Source organism: Streptomyces sp. NPDC051677 (assembly GCF_044453465.1).
Classification (GTDB): domain Bacteria; phylum Actinomycetota; class Actinomycetes; order Streptomycetales; family Streptomycetaceae; genus Streptomyces.
This window is the reverse complement of the sequence record NZ_JBITCT010000034.1, coordinates 113,483-129,958: the sequence shown is the minus strand read 5'-3', so window position 1 is coordinate 129,958 and position 16,476 is coordinate 113,483. Positions and strand designations below refer to the sequence as shown.

At 73.1% G+C, this 16,476-nt stretch carries 15 protein-coding genes and 1 pseudogene; 6 read left to right on the top strand and 10 right to left on the bottom strand.

The window, feature by feature from the left end:
• Positions 1–97 precede the first annotated feature (97 nt).
• From ACIBAF_RS32980 to ACIBAF_RS32965, 4 genes and pseudogenes are all read left to right on the top strand, one after another.
• Positions 98–469 (top strand): annotated as a pseudogene (locus ACIBAF_RS32980) (nuclear transport factor 2 family protein); the annotation flags it as partial.
• The gene (locus ACIBAF_RS32975) at positions 466–1,590 is read left to right on the top strand and encodes an acyl-CoA dehydrogenase family protein (RefSeq protein WP_399467861.1); all 1,125 of its coding nucleotides are present in this window, start codon (positions 466–468) and stop codon (positions 1,588–1,590) included. The pseudogene ACIBAF_RS32980 and the gene ACIBAF_RS32975, both read left to right, overlap by 4 nt.
• A 6-nt stretch (positions 1,591–1,596) precedes the next feature.
• A complete protein-coding gene (locus tag ACIBAF_RS32970) occupies positions 1,597–2,376 on the top strand; it encodes an acyl-CoA dehydrogenase family protein (RefSeq protein ID WP_399467860.1) in 780 nt (259 codons plus the stop codon).
• Between the two features lie 10 nt (positions 2,377–2,386).
• On the top strand, positions 2,387–3,193 hold the full coding sequence (locus tag ACIBAF_RS32965) for an acyl-CoA thioesterase (RefSeq protein ID WP_399467859.1): 807 nt from the start codon (positions 2,387–2,389) through the stop codon (positions 3,191–3,193).
• 14 nt (positions 3,194–3,207) lie between these two features.
• On the opposite strand, the gene ACIBAF_RS32960 is transcribed toward ACIBAF_RS32965, so the two are convergent.
• Positions 3,208–4,353: a thiolase family protein gene (locus tag ACIBAF_RS32960; RefSeq protein WP_399467858.1), complete on the bottom strand. Its 1,146-nt coding sequence runs from the start codon at positions 4,351–4,353 to the stop codon at positions 3,208–3,210.
• The gene (locus tag ACIBAF_RS32955; protein ID WP_399467857.1) at positions 4,346–5,776 is read right to left on the bottom strand and encodes a class I adenylate-forming enzyme family protein; all 1,431 of its coding nucleotides are present in this window, start codon (positions 5,774–5,776) and stop codon (positions 4,346–4,348) included. Before ACIBAF_RS32955 ends, ACIBAF_RS32960 begins: the two co-directional genes overlap by 8 nt.
• Positions 5,777–5,830: 54 nt before the next feature.
• Here ACIBAF_RS32955 and ACIBAF_RS32950 point away from each other — a divergent pair, with 54 nt between their 5' ends.
• Positions 5,831–6,598 (top strand): SDR family oxidoreductase, encoded by a 768-nt coding sequence (locus ACIBAF_RS32950; RefSeq protein WP_399467864.1) that lies wholly within the window; start codon positions 5,831–5,833, stop codon positions 6,596–6,598.
• A gap of 18 nt (positions 6,599–6,616) precedes the next feature.
• Here ACIBAF_RS32950 and ACIBAF_RS32945 read toward each other — a convergent pair whose 3' ends face one another.
• The gene (locus ACIBAF_RS32945; protein WP_399467856.1) at positions 6,617–7,663 is read right to left on the bottom strand and encodes a phosphotransferase family protein; all 1,047 of its coding nucleotides are present in this window, start codon (positions 7,661–7,663) and stop codon (positions 6,617–6,619) included.
• Positions 7,660–8,985, bottom strand: a complete 1,326-nt coding sequence (locus ACIBAF_RS32940; RefSeq protein ID WP_399467855.1) for an acyl-CoA dehydrogenase family protein — start codon at positions 8,983–8,985, stop codon at positions 7,660–7,662. Before ACIBAF_RS32940 ends, ACIBAF_RS32945 begins: the two co-directional genes overlap by 4 nt.
• An 82-nt stretch (positions 8,986–9,067) precedes the next feature.
• Here ACIBAF_RS32940 and ACIBAF_RS32935 point away from each other — a divergent pair, with 82 nt between their 5' ends.
• Positions 9,068–9,835: an SDR family NAD(P)-dependent oxidoreductase gene (locus ACIBAF_RS32935; protein WP_399467854.1), complete on the top strand. Its 768-nt coding sequence runs from the start codon at positions 9,068–9,070 to the stop codon at positions 9,833–9,835.
• A 4-nt stretch (positions 9,836–9,839) separates the two neighbouring features.
• Here the strand turns inward: ACIBAF_RS32935 and ACIBAF_RS32930 are convergent, their stop codons facing one another.
• Genes ACIBAF_RS32930 through ACIBAF_RS32905 form a run of 6 tightly spaced genes read right to left on the bottom strand, consistent with a single transcriptional unit; the run spans position 9,840 to position 16,466 of the window.
• Positions 9,840–10,877 (bottom strand): CaiB/BaiF CoA transferase family protein, encoded by a 1,038-nt coding sequence (locus ACIBAF_RS32930; RefSeq protein ID WP_399467853.1) that lies wholly within the window; start codon positions 10,875–10,877, stop codon positions 9,840–9,842.
• The gene (locus ACIBAF_RS32925; RefSeq protein ID WP_399467852.1) at positions 10,874–11,815 is read right to left on the bottom strand and encodes a TIGR03564 family F420-dependent LLM class oxidoreductase; all 942 of its coding nucleotides are present in this window, start codon (positions 11,813–11,815) and stop codon (positions 10,874–10,876) included. Before ACIBAF_RS32925 ends, ACIBAF_RS32930 begins: the two co-directional genes overlap by 4 nt.
• Before the next feature lie 16 nt (positions 11,816–11,831).
• Positions 11,832–12,275: a cobalamin B12-binding domain-containing protein gene (locus ACIBAF_RS32920; protein ID WP_399467851.1), complete on the bottom strand. Its 444-nt coding sequence runs from the start codon at positions 12,273–12,275 to the stop codon at positions 11,832–11,834.
• Positions 12,275–13,852 carry a methylmalonyl-CoA mutase family protein gene (locus ACIBAF_RS32915; RefSeq protein ID WP_399467850.1) on the bottom strand — a complete coding sequence of 526 codons (1,578 nt, stop codon included), beginning with the start codon at positions 13,850–13,852 and terminating at the stop codon, positions 12,275–12,277. Before ACIBAF_RS32915 ends, ACIBAF_RS32920 begins: the two co-directional genes overlap by 1 nt.
• Entirely contained in the window at positions 13,849–15,291 is a 1,443-nt protein-coding gene (locus ACIBAF_RS32910; protein ID WP_399467849.1) for a FadD3 family acyl-CoA ligase, read from the bottom strand. The genes ACIBAF_RS32915 and ACIBAF_RS32910 overlap by 4 nt, the downstream gene beginning before the upstream one ends.
• Positions 15,288–16,466, bottom strand: a complete 1,179-nt coding sequence (locus tag ACIBAF_RS32905; protein ID WP_399467848.1) for an amidohydrolase family protein — start codon at positions 16,464–16,466, stop codon at positions 15,288–15,290. The genes ACIBAF_RS32910 and ACIBAF_RS32905 overlap by 4 nt, the downstream gene beginning before the upstream one ends.
• Positions 16,467–16,476: the final 10 nt, after the last annotated feature.

The following is a 16,476-nucleotide window of genomic DNA, read 5'->3' as shown; positions in this document are numbered from 1 at the left end:
GGACGGAGGAACTCCCACTCCTGATCAGACAGTTCATGGCGACGTATCACACGACCATGATCCACTACTCAAGATCAATTGAAGACACGGCCTAGCCCGCTACGCGGTCTCGATGACCCGTGGCGACGTGGACCGGGTGCTCGCCGTCTTCACCCCGGACGGCAGTTACAGCGCCTTCGGCGACACCTACCCGCTCGACGAGTTCCCGGCGCTGATCGCCGCCGCCCCCAAGGGACTGTTCCTCGTCGGCGCCCCCGTCATCGAACTGGCGGACGACGGCGACACGGCCACCGGCACGCAGCCGCTGTGCTTCGTGGAGCACGCCCGGCACGAGATGCGCATCGGCTACTACAACGACGCCTACGCCCGCACGGCCGACGGCTGGCGGCTGCGCACCCGCGCGATGACGTTCATCCGCCGCAGCGGCGACCACGACTCCGGGCGCCCGCACGCCTTCACCCGTTCATGAGGCTCTCCCCGTTCACCAGCGTCGCCGCGTTCCGCAGCGAGCTGTGCGACTGGCTGGACGACCACGACCTCTCCCCGGCCGGCGACCGCTGCGACCTGGACGCCCAGGTCGCCCAACTCGCCCGGGTCCGGCGGGCGTTGTGGGCGGCGGGCTGGATGCGGTACGGCTGGCCGCGCGAGGTCGGCGGGGTGGGCGGCAGCGGCCTGCTGCGCGCCGTGCTCGGCGAGGAGGTCGCCTCCCGTGACCTGACCGAGGCCGGGATCTGGTCGATGGCCGAGGTGCTGGTCCCCACCCTGATCGACTACGCGCCGCCCGCGCTGGCCGCCGAGATGGCGGCACGGCTGCTGGGCGGCGTGGAGCAGTGGTGCCAGGGCTTCTCGGAGCCGGGCTCGGGCAGCGACCTGGCCTCCCTGTCGACCCGGGCCGTACGCGACGAGGACGGCGCCGGCGACGGCTGGGTGGTGTCCGGGCAGAAGGTGTGGACGAGCCTCGCCCAGTACGCGGCCCGCTGCGTCCTGCTGGCCCGCACCGGCGGTCCCGGGCACGCCGGCATCAGCGCGTTCTTCGTCGACATGGACTCCCCCGGCATCACGGTCCGCCCGCTGCGCACGATGCACGGCGTCGACGAGTTCGCCGAGGTCTTCTTCGACGACGTGCGCGTCCCGGCGTCCCGCCTGCTCGGTCAGCCGGGCGACGGCTGGCGGCTTGCGATGGACCTGCTGCCGTACGAGCGCTCCACCTGCTTCTGGCACCGCACCGCCCACCTCTACAGCCGCCTCGATCGGCTCCTCGCCGACGGCTGCGAGTCCGACGCGGACGCGCTGGGCGCCGCCTGGCTCGACCTGCACACGGTGCGCTGCCGCTCCGCCGCCACCCAGGCGCGCCTCGCCGCGGGCGGACGGCTCGGCCCGGAGACCTCCGTCGACAAGATCCTGCTGGCCGGCGCGGAGCAGCGGCTCTTCGACACGGCCCGCGACCTGCTGCCAGGCGCGGTGGAGCTGGCCGAGGGCCCGTGGCGCACCGAGTACCTCTACTCGCGGGCCGCGACCATCTACGGCGGCACCGCCGAGATCCAGCGCAACATCGTCGCCCGCCGTCTGCTGGACCTCGGAAGGGAGTGATCCCGCATGGACACGGCCGAACGTGACCTCCTGACGGACGCCCTGCGCAAGGCGCTCACCTCGGGCGCCGATCTCGCCGAGCTGGGCTGGCCGGACATGCTCGTCGAGGAACCGGACGCCGTGGTGCCGCTGCTGTTCCGGCTCCTCGGCGAGACGGGCACGCACGCACCGGTCCTCAACGACGTCGTGCTGCACGCGGCGGGCCGCCCGCTCGGCGGCACACCACCGCTGCCGTACGCGGGCGGCGCCTGGCTGGTCTGGGACCGGGGCGGGCCGGCGGCCTCGGCCTACGCCGGCCCGCTCGACCCCGCACTGCCGCTGCGGCGGACCGAAGCCGGCGACCCCGCGTTGCCGTTGGCCCCGGGGCGGCGGGCGCTGGGCTGGTGGCTGCTGGGGACGGGGCACGCCATGCTCGCCCTCGCCCGCCGACACGTGCTGGACCGTGAGCAGTTCGGCCGCCCGCTCGCCTCCTTTCAGGCGCTGCGGCACCGGCTCGCCGAGACGTATGTGGCTCTGGAGGGCGCCGAGGCCGTCCTGACCGCCGCCACGGACGACACCGGCTCGCTGCTGGCCAAGGCCGCCGCCGGGCGGGCCGCGCTCACCGCCGCCCGGCACTGCGGGCAGGCCCTGGGCGGCCTCGGGTTCACGGCCGAGCACGATCTGCACCGGCATGTCCGGCGGGCGCTCGTCCTCGACGGGCTGCTCGGCTCCGCCCGCGAACTGACCCGGGAGGCAGGTTCGTCCCTGCTGCGCGAGCGGCGGGCGCCCCGCCTCGTCGACCTGTGAGGAGCCCTTTATGACCACCGAGACCACCGACCTGTGGCCCGACCTCCTCGGCTGCCTCGACCTCACTCCGCTGGGCTCGGGCGCCTATCAGGGCCGCTCCCAACAGCTCGCGTACCGGCGGCTGTTCGGCGGTCAGCTGCTCGGCCAGTTCGCCCGGGCCGCCTCACTGGCCGCGCCCGGCAAGGAGCTGAAGTCCCTGCACACGCAGTTCCTGCGGGAGGGCCGGACCGGGGAGCCGGTGCGCTACGAGACCGAAGTCCCGCAGGAGGGGCGCACGTTCGCCTCCGTACGGCTCACCGCTCGCCAGGAGCACGGGATCGTCGCCGTGGCGGACGCGAGCCTGCACGGGTGGGAGCAGGGACCGGACCGGGAGACCGTCGACCCCGTCCCCGCCCTCCCCGGCCCGGAGCGGACCGTCGAACTCCCCCTGCTCCCCTGGGAGTCACGCGCCGCGACCGACCTGGACACGGAGAAGCCCGAGCCGCCGGTGTACGAGCTGTGGACACGCGTCCCGCAGGTGCACCGAGCGCTCTCGCCGGCGCTCCTCGCCTACGCCACCGACCTCACACCGATCGGCACCGCGCTACGACCGGTGGAGGGGGTGACGCAGGCCGGCTCGGGGCGTGCGTTCGCCTCGGCGGTGACCACGCACACGGTGTGGTTCCACCGGCCGTCCCCCGACGGCGGGTGGCTGCTGCTCCGGCAGCACAGCCCGATCTCCGCGCACGGCCGCTCCTTCGGACGCGGCGACGCACTGACCGAACAGGGCGCCCTGGTCGCCTCCTTCGCGCAGGAGGCGTTGTTGCGGTTCCGGTGAGCCCGCCCGCGTCCTCAGCGGGCGGGGACCTCCACCACCAGCGCCGAGCCCATCCCCCCGCCCGCGCACATCGCCGCCACGCCGACTCCGCCGCCGCGGCGGCGGAGTTCGTGGACGAGGGTGACCAGGATGCGGGCGCCGGTGGCGGCGACGGGGTGGCCTAGGGAGCAACCGCTGCCGTTGACGTTGACCGTGTCGGCGTCGAGGCCGAGGCGGTGGACCGCGGCTACGGGGACGGACGCGAACGCCTCGTTGATCTCGAAGAGGTCTACGTCGGAGAGCACCATCCCGGCCCGGTCGAGTGCCTTGGGGATGGCCTGGACGGGGGTCAGTCCGGTCTCCGCCGGGTCCGCGGCGACCGAGGCCCAGGCGCGGACGGTGGCCAGGGCCGGCAGCCGGAGCCGCGCGTCGGCCACCGCCAGCACCGCCGCCGCGTCGTTCGCCCCGGACGCGTTCCCCGCCGTGATCGAGAACCCCTCGATCTCCGGGTGCAGCGGCTTCAGCCCGGCGAGCTTCGCCGCGCTCGTGTCGCGGCGCGGATGCTCGTCCGCCTCGAAGGGGCCTTGCGGCGTGTCGACGGGGACCGTCTCCGCCTTGAAGCGGCCCTCGTCCAGGGCGCGCACGGCGTTGCGGTGGGAGCGCAGCGCCCAGTCGTCCATCTCGGCGCGGCTGATGCCGGCGCGGACCGCGGTGTTCCAGCCGACGGTGATCGACATGTCGAGGTTGGGGGCGTCGGGTCGGTCGGGGTGGGAGGGCGGCACCCAGCGGTCCGCCCACTCCTCCCCCGAGCCCCGGTAGGCCAGGCGCGGCATGGTGGACAGCGACTGGACCCCGCCCGCGAGGACGAGCCGGTCCATCCCGGCCCGGATCGACGCGGCGGCGGTCTGCACCGCGGCCAGCCCTCCCGCGCAGTGCCGGTTCAGCGCCACGCCGGGCACCTGGGGCAGCCCGGCGGTGAGGGCCGCGTGCCGTGCGACGTCTCCCCCGCCGTAGTGGGACTCCGCGAGGACGATGTCGTCGACCAGCCCGGGGTCGAGGCCCTCCGCGACCGCCGTCACCGCCCGGTCGGCCAGTTCGTAGGCGGTGGTGTTCCTCAGGCTGCCCTTGAACGCGGTGCCGACGGGCGTGCGCAGGGCGGCGACCAGGACGGCTTCAGGCATCGGCGGCCTCCTCCAGTTCGGCGACGAGGGTGCGTCGCAGCAGCTTGCCGGTGGGGGTGCGGGGCAGTTCGGGACGGAAGACGACGGTGTCGGGGGTCTTGGCGGAGCGCAGCCGCTCCTTGGCGAAGGACCGGATCTCCTCCGGGTCGCCCGTCCCGACGAGCACGGCGACCAGCCGCTGCCCCCACTCGGGGTCGGGCAGTCCGAGGACGGCGGCCTCCCGCACCCCGGGGTGTTCGAGGAGGACGTCCTCGATCTCCGCCGGTGCGATGTTCTCGCCGCCCCGGATGATCGTGTCGTCCGCGCGGCCCTCGATGAAGAGGTATCCGTCGGCGTCCAGGCGTCCCCGGTCGCGGGTGGCGAACCAGCCGTCGGGGGCCGCCGTGCCCGTCCCCGCGTACTCGCCGGAGATCTGTTCGCCGCGCACGAAGACGAGCCCCGTCGCACCGGTGGGCAACGCCCGGCCGTCCTCGTCACGGACCGCGATCTCGATGCCGGGCAGCGGGCGGCCGACCGAGGCGAGCCGCCCGCGGACCGCCGGATCGCCGGAGGCCGCCGCCCGCCAGTGGTCGTCGGGGCCCAGGACGCAGACGGAGGAGGCCGTCTCGGTCAGGCCGTAGGCGTTGACGAAGCCGGTGTCCGGGAACTGGCGCAGCGCCCGCTCCACGACCGGGCGGGGGGCGCGGGCGCCGCCGTAGGCGAGGCTGCGCAGGCTCGGTGCGTCCGCCGTGCCGTCGCCGATCTCGGCGGTGACGCGGGCGAGCATCGTCGGGACGAGCATGGCGTGGGTGACGCGCTCCCGGCGCACGGTGCGCAGCCAGTCCGCCGGTTCGAAGGACGGCTGGTAGACGATGCGGCGGCCGGCGTACAGGTTCGTCAGCAGGTTCATCACACCGGCGACGTGGTACGGCGGGAGGGCCACGAGGGTGGCGTCGCCGGGGTCGGCGGAGCCGAAGTCCTGGGTGTTGAAGACGTAGGCGAGCAGGTGGCGGTGGCGGAGCAGGGCGGCCTTGGGGGCGGCGGCGGTGCCGCTGGTGTAGAGGGTGACGGCGGTGGCGTCCCGGTCGTCGGGGGCGGGCCGCCGGTCGGGCTCGCCCGGGGGGTCGAGGAGGGCGTCCAGGTCGTCGGGACAGAGCACCTCGGCGCCCGGGTGCCGGTCACGCAGCTCGCGCGACTGGGCTTGGCCCAGCCGGTAGTTGAGGGGGACGAAGGGGACTTCGGCCAGGGCCGCGCCGAACAGGGCCACGGGGTAGGCGAGGTGGTTCGTCCCCAGGTACAGGACCGCCGGACGGTCACGGAAGCGATCGGCCGCGTGGTGTGCGAGGCGCTGGAGTTCGGCGGCGGAGAGCGAGCGGCCGCCCTCGGTGACGGCCGGCCGGTCTCCCGCCGAGGCGGCCATTTCCAGGATCACGGCTATATTCATGAGAATGCCATTCTCATACACTCAGAGGCTGGATCGCAAGAGAGGGGAATGACGGTGCTCATCGAAGGTTCCTCGGCCCTGGTGGTCGGCGGCGCGGGCGGGCTCGGCGAGGCGACGGTGCGGCGGCTGCACGCCGCCGGGGCCCGGGTCGTGGTCGCCGACCTGGCGGACGACAAGGGCAAGGCGCTGGAGGCGGAGCTCGGGGTGCGGTACGTGCGCACCGACGCCACCGACGAGGACTCGGTCGCGGCGGCGGTCGAAGCGGCCGAGGGGGCGGGGGAGTTCCGGATCGCCGTCGACTGCCACGGGGGCCCGGCGAGCGGCGGCCGGCTCGTCGGCAAGGACGGCTCGCCGCTGGCCCTCGCGGGTTTCCGCACCACGGTCGACGTGTATCTCACCGGCGTGTTCAACGTGCTGCGGCTGGCCGCCGCAGCCCTCGCCCGCACCGCGCCGTTCGGCGAGGACGGCGGGCGGGGCGTCGTCGTCACGACCTCCTCCATCGCCGGGTACGAGGGCCAGATCGGCCAACTCCCCTACGCGGCGGCCAAGGGCGGGGTGACGGCGATGACGCTGGTCGCCGCCCGTGATCTGTCGCCGCTCGGCATCCGCGTCGTCTCGGTGGCGCCCGGCACGGTCCTCACGCCCGCGTACGGCACGGCGGGCGAGCGACTGGAGGCGTACTGGGGGCCGCAGATCCCGCATCCGCGCCGGATGGGGCGGCCGGCGGAGTACGCGGCGCTCGTCCAGCATCTGTGCGAGAACGACTACCTCAACGGTGAAGTGATCCGTCTGGACGGCGCGTTGAGGTTCCCGCCGAAGTAGCCCCCGCGACGGTCGGCCTCAGTCCCGGTCCATCTCCTGTCGGGCCTTGGCCCACAGCCAGCCCGCGTACGCGTGCAGTCCCTCGCCGAGCCCGCGGTTCATCTTTCCGGTGAGGGCCCGGGCGTAGCTGCCCTCCAGGAGGGCGGCGAGGCGGAAGCAGGCCAGGACCTGGTACCAGCGGAAGCCGGAGACGTCCCGGCCGGTCGACTCGCCGTAGTACGCGACGAGTTCGGCGCGGCCGGGCATGCCGTCCCACGGCTGGAACCGGGGGTCGCTGCCGGGCGGGTCGCCCTTCTCCCGCCAGGCGGTGAGGATCCACGCCAGGTCGAGGAGCGGGTCGCCGAGGGAGGCCATCTCCCAGTCGACGATGGCGGCGAGCTCCGGGGTGCGGTGGGCGAACATGACGTTGGCGAACTGCAGGTCGCCGTGGACGATGCCGGTCGCATCCCCGTTCGGGGTGTGCGCGGTCAGCCAGTCGGCGACGCGGTCCACCTCCGGGGACTCGCCCTCCCGGTAGGCGGGGTCGTCGCGGTAACCGTGCAGCAGCTTCAGGTACTTGGGCGTCTGGCGCGCCAGCCAGTCCTGCGGCCGGCCCAGGTCGGCGAGGCCGTGCCGGGACGGGTCGACCGCGGCCAGTTTCGCGGCGCCGTCGACCAGGGCGAAGGCGACCGCGCGTCGCCAGGACGCGTCCTCGGCGTACGCGCCGGGGAGCCTGCCTCGCGGGGTGAAGCCGTCGATCTTCTCCAGGACGGAGAAGGGCGCCCCGAGCACGCCTTCGTCGAGCACGCTCGCGCGCAGGCGTGGGTGCGGCACGTCGGTGTCGGCGAGGGCGGCGAGCACACGGCTCTCGCGCCGGAAGGCGTCGGAGGCGGCGGACCGCAGATGGCGGCCGGGGCGGCGCAGCACGAACTCGGCGCCGTCGGCCCGGCGAAGGGTGAACAGGAGGTTCTGGGCGCCGCCGGTGAGGGGTTCGAGGGCGGTCACCGGGCCGTCGCCGGGGAGGTCGTGGAGTCCGGGCCAGTCGTTGAGCCGGTCCAGGTCGGCCTTGAGGTCGTCGTCGGTCACCAGGTCACCGCCGTCTCCTTGAGGCGGTCCGCGTACTGGGCGCGGGCCGCGGCCAGTCGGGTGGGCAGGTGCGCGGAGCCGAAGAGTCGATCGTCGGCCGGTTCGGCGTCCTTCAGCAACAGCCGGGCCACGACGTCCTGGTGGGCCTCGGTGGGGCCGTCGGCCACGCCCAGGGTGGGGCCCGAGTGCCACATCCTGGTCAGCGGCAGCTCGTTGGAGACGCCCAGGGCGCCGTGCAGGTGCAGGGCGCGGTAGGCGACGTCGACGAGGACCTTGGGGGTGGCGACCTTCACTCCGCAGACGTGCAGGCGGGCGCGGCGGGCGTCGGCCCGGTCGCCGGTGCGCCGCGCCTTGTCCATGTGCCAGGCGGCGTGCAGGACCTGGAGGCGGAACTGCTCGATCTGGATCCAGGTGTCGGCGAGTTGATGCCGTACGGCCTGCTGGTCGGCGAGGGGGCCGCCGCGGGTGCGGCGGGAGGCGATGCGTTCGGTCATCATCTCCAGGGCGCGCCGGCACTGGCCGACGGAGCGCATGGCGTGGTGCAGCCGGCCGCCGCCGAGGCGGGTCTGGGCGATGAGGAAGCCGGAGCCGGGCTCGCCGAGGAGGTTCTCGGCGGGGACGCGGCAGCCGGTGAAGCGCAGGTAGGCGTGCGCGCCGTCGCCGAGCGGCTCGCCGGCCATGCCGCTGCCGCGCACCATCTCCATGCCGGGGGCGCCGGCGGGGACCAGGATCATGGAGGCGCCCTGGTGCACGGGCACGTCGGGGTCGGTGATCACCATCGCGATGACGAAGGCGGCCAGCGGATAGTTGGAGGCGAACCACTTCTCGCCGTCGATCACCCACTCGGCGCCGTCGCGCACCGCGCGGCAGGTGAAACCGCCGGGGTCGGCGCCGCCGGTCGGCTCGGTCATGGCGAACGTGGACACGATCCGACCGTCGAGGAGCGGTTCGAGGTACTGCTCACGCTGCTCCTCGGTGGCGTAGTGCGCGAGGATCTCCGCGTTGCCGGAGTCCGGGGCCTGGGTGCCGAACACCATCGGCGCCCAACTCGACCGGCCCAGTATCTCGTTGAGCAGCCCGAGGCTCACCTGTCCCATCCCCATGCCGCCGAGCGACGGGGGCAGGTGGGCGGCCCACAGCCCCTGTTCACGCACCCGGCCCTGGAGCGGGCGGACGACCTCGCGGAAGACCTCGCTCCCCCGGTCGTACGGATCGGCGTTGCCCGGAAACAGCACGTCCAGCGGTTCTATCTCCTCACGGACGAGCGTCGCGGCCCAGTCGAGCTTCTCCTGGAACGCGTCGTCGGTACTGAAGTCCCACATGACGCACCCTCCATTGGACAGAATGGTATTCTGTGTTAGCGAGAACGATACTCTCACTCGAGAGAACGCTCCAGGAGGCGTGATGGGGTACGCGGACGAGCTGTTCGACCTCACCGGCCGGGTCGTGCTCGTCACCGGGGGCAGCCGGGGACTGGGGCGGGCGATGGCGCTCGGCGCCGCCCGCTGCGGTGCGGACGTGGTGGTGGCGAGCCGCACGTACGACGCCTGCGCGGCCGTCGGCCGGGAGATCGAGAAGGAGACGGGCCGCTCCGCGCTCCCCTACGCCGTCCACGTGGGCCGCTGGGAGGAACTGCCCGGCCTGGTGGACGCGGTGTACGACCGGTTCGGGCGGCTGGACGCGCTGGTCAACAACGCGGGCATGTCGCCGGTCTACGACGACCTGACGACCGTCACGGAGCGGATGTTCGACGCGGTGCTGGACCTGAACCTCAAGGGCCCGTTCCGCCTGTCGGTCCTGTCAGGCGCCCGTATGGCGGAGGCCGGCGGCGGCACGATCGTCAACGTCAGCTCCACCGGCTCGATCCGGCCGCGCCCGGCGATCGTCCCGTACGCGGCGGCGAAGGCGGGGCTCAACGCGGTGACGGCCGGCCTGGCCCAGGCGCTCGGCCCGAGCGTCCGGGTCAACACCCTGATGTGCGGCCCGTTCGCCACCTGGGCCACCCGGGGCTGGCAGCAGGACCCGGAGCGACTCGCCGAGGGCGTCCGCCCGCACGCCCTGCAGCGCATCGGCGTCCCGGACGAGATCGTGGGCGCGGCGCTGTACCTGCTGTCGGACGCGTCGTCGTACACGAGCGGGGCGACGCTGCGGGTGGACGGCGGGATGCCGTAGGACATCAGGTGAGGTCGCCGTGTTCACCGAGCCGCGGCGGCGGGCCGTACGAGGGCTCGTGGCCGGGGATGCGGAACGGGCTGGCCACCAGCCGGCGGCCGCCCGTCTCCACCACCGTCTCGGGAGCCGCCGCCAGGGCCTCCGGAAGGGTGCGCACCGCGGCCGCGGGCACCCGCAGGGGGCGCAGCCGTGCCTCCCAGCCCTGCGCCGTGTCCGCCGCCAGCGCCTTGGTCACGGCCGCCACGACCTCCGCCCGGCGGGCCGCGCGCTCGGCCATCGTCGGGTAGCCGTCGATGCCCGCCTCCTGCGCGAAGGCGCGCCAGAAGGCGTCGTGGGTGATGAAGAGCGCCAAGTGGCCCGCGGCCGTCGGGAACAGCTGCGCGGGGACGTAGTAGGCGTGGGCGCCGCCGAGACGGCGGGGCGCCACGCCGTCGTTCAGCCAGGCCGCGGCGTGGTAGTTGAGCTGGGACAGCATGACGTCCCGCAGGCAGACCTCGATCTGGCCGCCGCGGCCGGAGACCACCTGGGCCAGGAGTCCCAGCGCGGCGGCCAGGCCGGCCGAGTTGTCGGCCGAGGAGTAGCCGGGGAGCAGGGGCGGGCCGTCCGGGTCGCCGGTGAGGGCGGCGATGCCGGTCGCCGCCTGGACCACGTAGTCGAAGGCCGGGTCGTCGCCCGCCGCCATGCCCCAGCCGGTCAGGGCCACGCAGACCAGCCGTTCGTTGTAGGGGCGCAGGGCGTCGTAGGTGAGGCCGAAGCGGTGGACGGCGGAGGGCTTGAGGTTGACCAGGAGGGCGTGCGCGTCCCGCACCAGCGCGTGCAGGCGCTCCTGCCCTTTCGGGGCCGCCAGGTCGACCCGCACCGAGCGCTTGCCCCGGTTCAGGCTGGCGAAGTACGCGTCCGACACCTGCCGGGAGAGGTCCCCGCCCGGCGGTTCGACCTTGGTGACCTCCGCGCCCAGGTCGGACAGCAGCATCGTGGCGTACGGACCGGCGAGGATGTGGCCGACCTCCAGGATCCGCAGGCCGGCGAGGGGCCCGTTCACCGGAAGTCCGCCGCCAGCGCCGCGACCGCGTCCCGGGTGCGCAGTTTCGAGGCGACGAGTGCGTCCCGGCCGTTGCCGAGGGGCAGCAGGCGCACCGACAGGTCGGTCACGCCGGCGTTCGCGAACCGCTTGAAGCGGGCCGCGATCGCCGCCTCGTCGCCCGCCGCGCACAGGTCGCCGACGCCGCGTGCGTCGCCTCGCGCGAGGAGACGCTGGTAGTTGGGCGAGATCTCGGCCTCGCCGAGGATGCGGTTGGCGCGTTCGCGGGCCGCGTCCACCTCGTGCGGGGCGCAGAGGCAGACGGGGATGCCCGCGACGATGCGCGGGGCCGGGCGGCCCGCTCCCTCCGCCGCCTTGGTGATGGCCGGTACGACGTGGTCGGCGACCGTCCGCTCGTCCGCCATCCAGAGGATCGTGCCGTCGGCGCGCTCTCCCGCGATCCGCAGCATCACCGGACCGAGGGCCGCCATCAGCACCGGCAGCGGGGCGACGGGAGCGAGGGTGAGCGGGTTGTGCACCCTGAAGACGTCGTTCTCCACGTCCACCGAACTCGCCCCGCTCACTGCCTTGTTGAGGACCTCCAGGTAGGCGCGGGTGTACGCGGCCGGCTTCTCGTACGGGACGCCGAGCATGTCGCGCACGATCCAGTGGTGGGAGGCGCCGACGCCGAGCGCGAGCCGGCCGCCCGCCGCCGCGTGGGCCGAGAGCGCCTGGCGGGCCAGCGCCACGGGATGCTGGGCGTGCACCGGGACGACCGCCGTGCCGAGTTCGATGCGCGACGTGGCCTGTCCCATCAGGGAGACGGCCGTCAGCGCGTCGAAGTCGGTGGGCGCCTGCGGCACCCACACCGTGTCGAAGCCGGCCTCCTCGGCCCAGCGGGCGTCGTCGACCATGCGCGCCGCCTTGTGCGCGGCGTCGCCCCGCTCGGGTCCGCTCATCACTCCGACTCGCATGTCACTCCAGTCCAGGCGGTAGGGCTTCGGTCAGCGCGCGGATGCCGGCGACGACGGCGTCGAGCGCGGTGCCCGTGGGGTACACGGCGGCCGCCCCGGCCTCCCGCAGCCTCGGTATGTCTCCCGCCGGGATCGTCCCGCCGACCACCACCGGGATGTCGTCCCCGCCGGCCGCCCGCAGGGCGGCGACGGTGCGCCGGGTCAGGGCCAGGTGCGCCCCGGACAGGATCGACAGTCCGACCAGCGCCACGTCCTCCTGTACGGCGGTGGCGGCGATGTCGTCGACCCGTCGGCGGATGCCGGTGAAGACGACCTCGAACCCGGCGTCGCGCAGTCCCCTCGCGACCAGCTTGGCGCCCCGGTCATGGCCGTCGAGCCCTGGCTTGGCGACCAGCACCCGTATCCGCGCGGACGCCGTTGCCGGAGCCGCTGATCGACGCTCCATCAGAACACCACCGGCTGCTGGAACTCGCCCCACACCTCGCGCAACGCACCCGCGATCTCTCCCACCGTGCAGTAGGAGTTGACGCAGTCGATCAGGGGTTTCATCAGGTTGACGTCCCCTTCGGCCGCCCGCTTCAACTCGGCGAGCCGGGTGCGCACTTGGGCCGCACTGCGCTCCGCCTTCACCTGCGCGAGGCGCTTCAACTGCCGTTCGCGGCCCTCGGCGTCGAGCTCGTAGGCGGCGAGGTCCGGCGGGGGTTCGTCCACCGTGAACCGGTTGACTCCGACGACCGGGCGCGCGCCCGAGTCGACCTCCTGGTGCAGCCGCCACGCCTCGTCGGCGATCAGGCCCTGCAGATATCCGTCCTCGATACAGCGGACCATGCCGCCGTGCGCCTCCAGATCGGCCATGATCCGCTCGACGCGCTCCTCGGTGGCGTCGGTGAGCACCTCGACGAAGTACGAGCCGCCCAGCGGGTCGGCGACCTTCGTCACGCCCGTCTCGTGGGCGAGGATCTGCTGGGTGCGCAGGGCAAGCGTGGCGGACTCCTCGCTGGGCAGCGCGAACGGCTCGTCCCAGGCGGCGGTGAACATCGACTGCACCCCGCCGAGGACCGATGCGAGCGCCTCGTAGGCGACGCGGACGGTGTTGTTGCGGGCCTGGGGCGCGTAGAGCGAGGCCCCGCCGGCCACACAGCCGAAGCGGAACATGCACGCCTTGTCGGTCTGCGCGCCGAAGCGCTCACGCACGATGGTGGCCCAACGCCGCCGTCCGGCACGGTACTTGGCGACCTCCTCGAAGAAATCGCCGTGGGTGTAGAAGAAGAAGGAGATCTGCGGGGCGAACTCGTCGATCGTCATCCGGCCGCGTTCGAGGACGGTCTCGCAGTACGTCACCCCGTCGGCGAGCGTGAACGCCATCTCCTGTACGGCGTTGGCGCCCGCGTCGCGGAAATGGGCGCCGGCGACGGAGATCGCGTTGAAGCGGGGGGCCTCGGCGGCGCAGAACTCGATGGTGTCGGCGATGAGCCGCAGCGACGGCTCGGGCGGCCAGATCCAGGTGCCGCGCGAGGCGTACTCCTTGAGGATGTCGTTCTGGACGGTGCCGGTGAGCTTCGTGCGCGGGATGCCCCGCTTCTCGGCGGCGGCGACGTACAGGGCGAGCAGGACGGCCGCGGTGCCGTTGACGGTGAAGCTGGTGCTGATGCGGTCCAGGGGGATCGTGTCGAAGAGGATCTCGGCGTCGGCGAGGGTGTCGATCGCGACGCCGACCCGGCCGACCTCGTCGCCGTACTCCGGGTCGTCGGAGTCGTAGCCGCACTGGGTGGGCAGGTCGAGCGCGACCGACAGGCCCGTGCCGCCCTGGTCGAGGAGGTAGCGGTAGCGGCGGTTGGACTCCTCCGGGGTGCCGAAGCCGGAGTACTGGCGCAGGGTCCAGGTACGGCCGCGGTAGCCGGTGGGGTAATTGCCGCGCGTGTAGGGGTAGTCGCCCGGGCCGGGCGGTTCGGCGCGGAGGTCGGCGGGGCCGTAGACCGGTTCGAGGGGGATGCCGGAGGCGGTGCGGAAGTCGTCGGTCATGACAGCTGGTCCTTCATCACCTTGCCGGTGGCGTTCACGGGCAGTTCGGTGCGGAACTCGACCTGCCGGGGCACCTTGAAGCCGGCCATCCGCTCGCGGGCCCACGCGATCAGCTCGCCCTCGCTCACCTCGGCGCGCGGTACGACGAACGCCTTGCCGACCTGTCCCAGCCGCGCGTCGGACACACCGATGACGGCGGCCTGGGCGACGGCCGGGTGCTTCAGCAGGAAGCCCTCGATCTCGGCCGGGTAGGCGTTGAAGCCGCCCACGATGAACATGTCCTTCGTGCGGCCGACGATCCGCAGCCGGCCCTCGTCGTCCAGCTCCCCCAGGTCGCCGGTGTGCAGCCAGCCGTCGGCGTCGATCGCCTCGGCGGTGGCGGCGGGGTCGTCGAGGTAGCCGCGCATCACCCCGTACCCCCTGACGAGGATCTCCGTGTCGTCGGCGATACGGATCTCGAAGCCCTCGCAGGGGCGGCCGACGGTGGTGGCCACGGCCTCGTACGGGTCGCCGGGGCGGGAGGCGGTGACGGTGCCGGCCTCGGTGAGGCCGTAGCCGGTCATGAGGTGGCGGAACGGCAGCTCGGCGGTGATCCGGCGGACCAGTTCGACGGGAATGTCCGCGGAACCGGTCACCGCGACCCGCAGGGAGGACAGGTCCCGGCCGCCGGCCGCCGCCAGCAGGGAGTGATAGAGGGTCGGCGGGCCCGGCAGGACCGTCACCCGCTCCTTCTCCACCAGTTCCAGCACCCGCTCGACGTCGAAGACGGCCAGGGGCAGCACGGTCGCGCCCTGGATCATCGACGCGACCAGGCCCGCCTTGTAGCCGAAGATGTGGAAGAACGGGTTGACGATCAAGTACCGGTCCCCGGTGCGGAGTCGGGCGAGGTCGCACCACTCCGTGTACAGGCGCAGGGTCTGGCCGTGGGTGGTCATCACGCCCTTGGGGCGGCCCGTGGTGCCGGAGGTGAAGATGATGTCGGCCAGGTCGTCCTCGCCGACCTCGCGCTCCAGCGGCTCGCCGGAGCCCAGGAACCCGTCGGTCGTGAGATCGATGACGGGGACGCCGGGCGGCCCGGTGAACTCCCGGTCCAGGAAGCCGTTCTGGACGAGAAGCGCCTTCGCCCCGCTGCGTACGACGATGTCGTGGGCCTCCTCGTCGTGGAACCGGGTGTTCACCGGGACGAGCACCCCGCCGGCCGTGAGCAGGCCGAACGCGGCGACGATCCACTCGGCCGAGTTGGGCGCCCACAGCCCGACCCGGTCGCCGGGGCCGACGCCCGTCGCGGCGAACGCCCCCGCGGTGCGCCTGACCTGGTCGGCGAGCTGCGCGAAGGTGAGCCGTGTCGCGCCGTCGACGACGGCCTCGGCGTCGCCGAAGCGGGTCGCGGCGCTGCTCACCAGTTCCGGGATGCTGTGCCACCGCGCGGTCGGGTTCATGCGTCGATCAGCCGGGCCAGGTTGCCGCCCATGACCATCGCCTGGTCCTTCTCGCTCAGCTTCACCAGGTGGTCGACGTAGGTGAGCGGGTCGGCGAGGCCCTCCGGGTGGGGGTAGTCGGAGCCGAACAGGACGCGCTCGATGCCGATGAGGTCGCCGAGGGCGGCCATGTCCTCCTCCCAGAACGGGCTGATGTGGATGTTCCGCCGGAAGACCTGGACGGGGTCCTCCTGGAACTCGTGCGGCATCTTCTTGTACACGTCGGCCAGTCGGTCCAGCACCGGCAGCACCCAGGAGGCGCCGTTCTCGATGACGGCGACCTTCAGCCCGGGGAAGCGGGAGAGCGCGCCGTGGCAGATCAGCGAGGTCACCGCGTCCTCGATCGGCCGCCACTCGTTGACCTGCCGGAACGCGTTGGGCTTGAAGGGCAGGAACTCGCGCCTGTTGCCCTCCCAGTCATTGGCGTAGTTCGCGTAACCGCTGTCGGAGGAGTGGAAGGCGACCAGGACGCCGGTCTCCACCACCCGCTTCCAGAACGGGTCGAACTCGGGCAGGGCGAAGGAACGCGTGCCCCCGAACCCGGGAACGGGCGCCGGCCGGACCAGGATCGCCCGCGCTCCGCGCTCCACCACCCAGTTCAGCTCGTCGACTGCCTTCTCGACGATCGGCAGCGTGATGACGGGGACGGTGAAGATGCGGTCCTTGTAGGCGAAGCCCCAGGTCTCGTGCAGCCACTGGTTGAGGGCGTGGATGACCGCGTGGATCAGCTCCGGGTCGTCCTTCATCCGCTCCTCGATGAGGCTCGCGAGGGTCGGGAACATCAGGCTGCGCCCGATGCCGAGCTCGTCCATCAGCGCGAGGCGGGGGGCCGGTTCGCGGAAGGCGGGGACCGAGCGCATCGGTTCGCCGAAGATCTCCCGGCGGGTCTTGCCGGTCGGGTTGCCGACCTTGAAGTACTCCTCCATGGCGCCGGGGCGGGCGACCACGTCGAAGGTGGGGTTCGGGATGTACTCGCTGATCTGCCCGCGAATCGCGATCTTCGTGCGGCCGCGGACGTTCACGTACTCGATCGCCCCGTCGTACTCCTTGGGGAGGTGCCTGGTGAGCGCTTCCTGCGTCTCGTAGAGGTGGTTGTCCGCGTCGAACAGCGGATACGCGACGTCGCGAGAGGGCATGAGAGATCCT

Excerpts from the sequence above, each read along its gene's own strand:
- ACIBAF_RS32975 (WP_399467861.1), top strand. The coding sequence starts at position 466 with ATGAGGCTCTCCCCGTTCACCAGCGTCGCCGCGTTCCGCAGCGAGCTG.
- ACIBAF_RS32970 (WP_399467860.1), top strand. The coding sequence starts at position 1,597 with ATGGACACGGCCGAACGTGACCTCCTGACGGACGCCCTGCGCAAGGCG.
- ACIBAF_RS32965 (WP_399467859.1), top strand. The coding sequence starts at position 2,387 with ATGACCACCGAGACCACCGACCTGTGGCCCGACCTCCTCGGCTGCCTC.
- ACIBAF_RS32960 (WP_399467858.1), bottom strand. The coding sequence starts at position 4,353 with ATGCCTGAAGCCGTCCTGGTCGCCGCCCTGCGCACGCCCGTCGGCACC.
- ACIBAF_RS32955 (WP_399467857.1), bottom strand. The coding sequence starts at position 5,776 with ATGAATATAGCCGTGATCCTGGAAATGGCCGCCTCGGCGGGAGACCGG.
- ACIBAF_RS32940 (WP_399467855.1), bottom strand. The coding sequence starts at position 8,985 with ATGTGGGACTTCAGTACCGACGACGCGTTCCAGGAGAAGCTCGACTGG.
- ACIBAF_RS32935 (WP_399467854.1), top strand. The coding sequence starts at position 9,068 with ATGGGGTACGCGGACGAGCTGTTCGACCTCACCGGCCGGGTCGTGCTC.
- ACIBAF_RS32925 (WP_399467852.1), bottom strand. The coding sequence starts at position 11,815 with ATGAGCGGACCCGAGCGGGGCGACGCCGCGCACAAGGCGGCGCGCATG.
- ACIBAF_RS32920 (WP_399467851.1), bottom strand. The coding sequence starts at position 12,275 with ATGGAGCGTCGATCAGCGGCTCCGGCAACGGCGTCCGCGCGGATACGG.
- ACIBAF_RS32915 (WP_399467850.1), bottom strand. The coding sequence starts at position 13,852 with ATGACCGACGACTTCCGCACCGCCTCCGGCATCCCCCTCGAACCGGTC.
- ACIBAF_RS32910 (WP_399467849.1), bottom strand. The coding sequence starts at position 15,291 with ATGAACCCGACCGCGCGGTGGCACAGCATCCCGGAACTGGTGAGCAGC.
- ACIBAF_RS32905 (WP_399467848.1), bottom strand. The coding sequence starts at position 16,466 with ATGCCCTCTCGCGACGTCGCGTATCCGCTGTTCGACGCGGACAACCAC.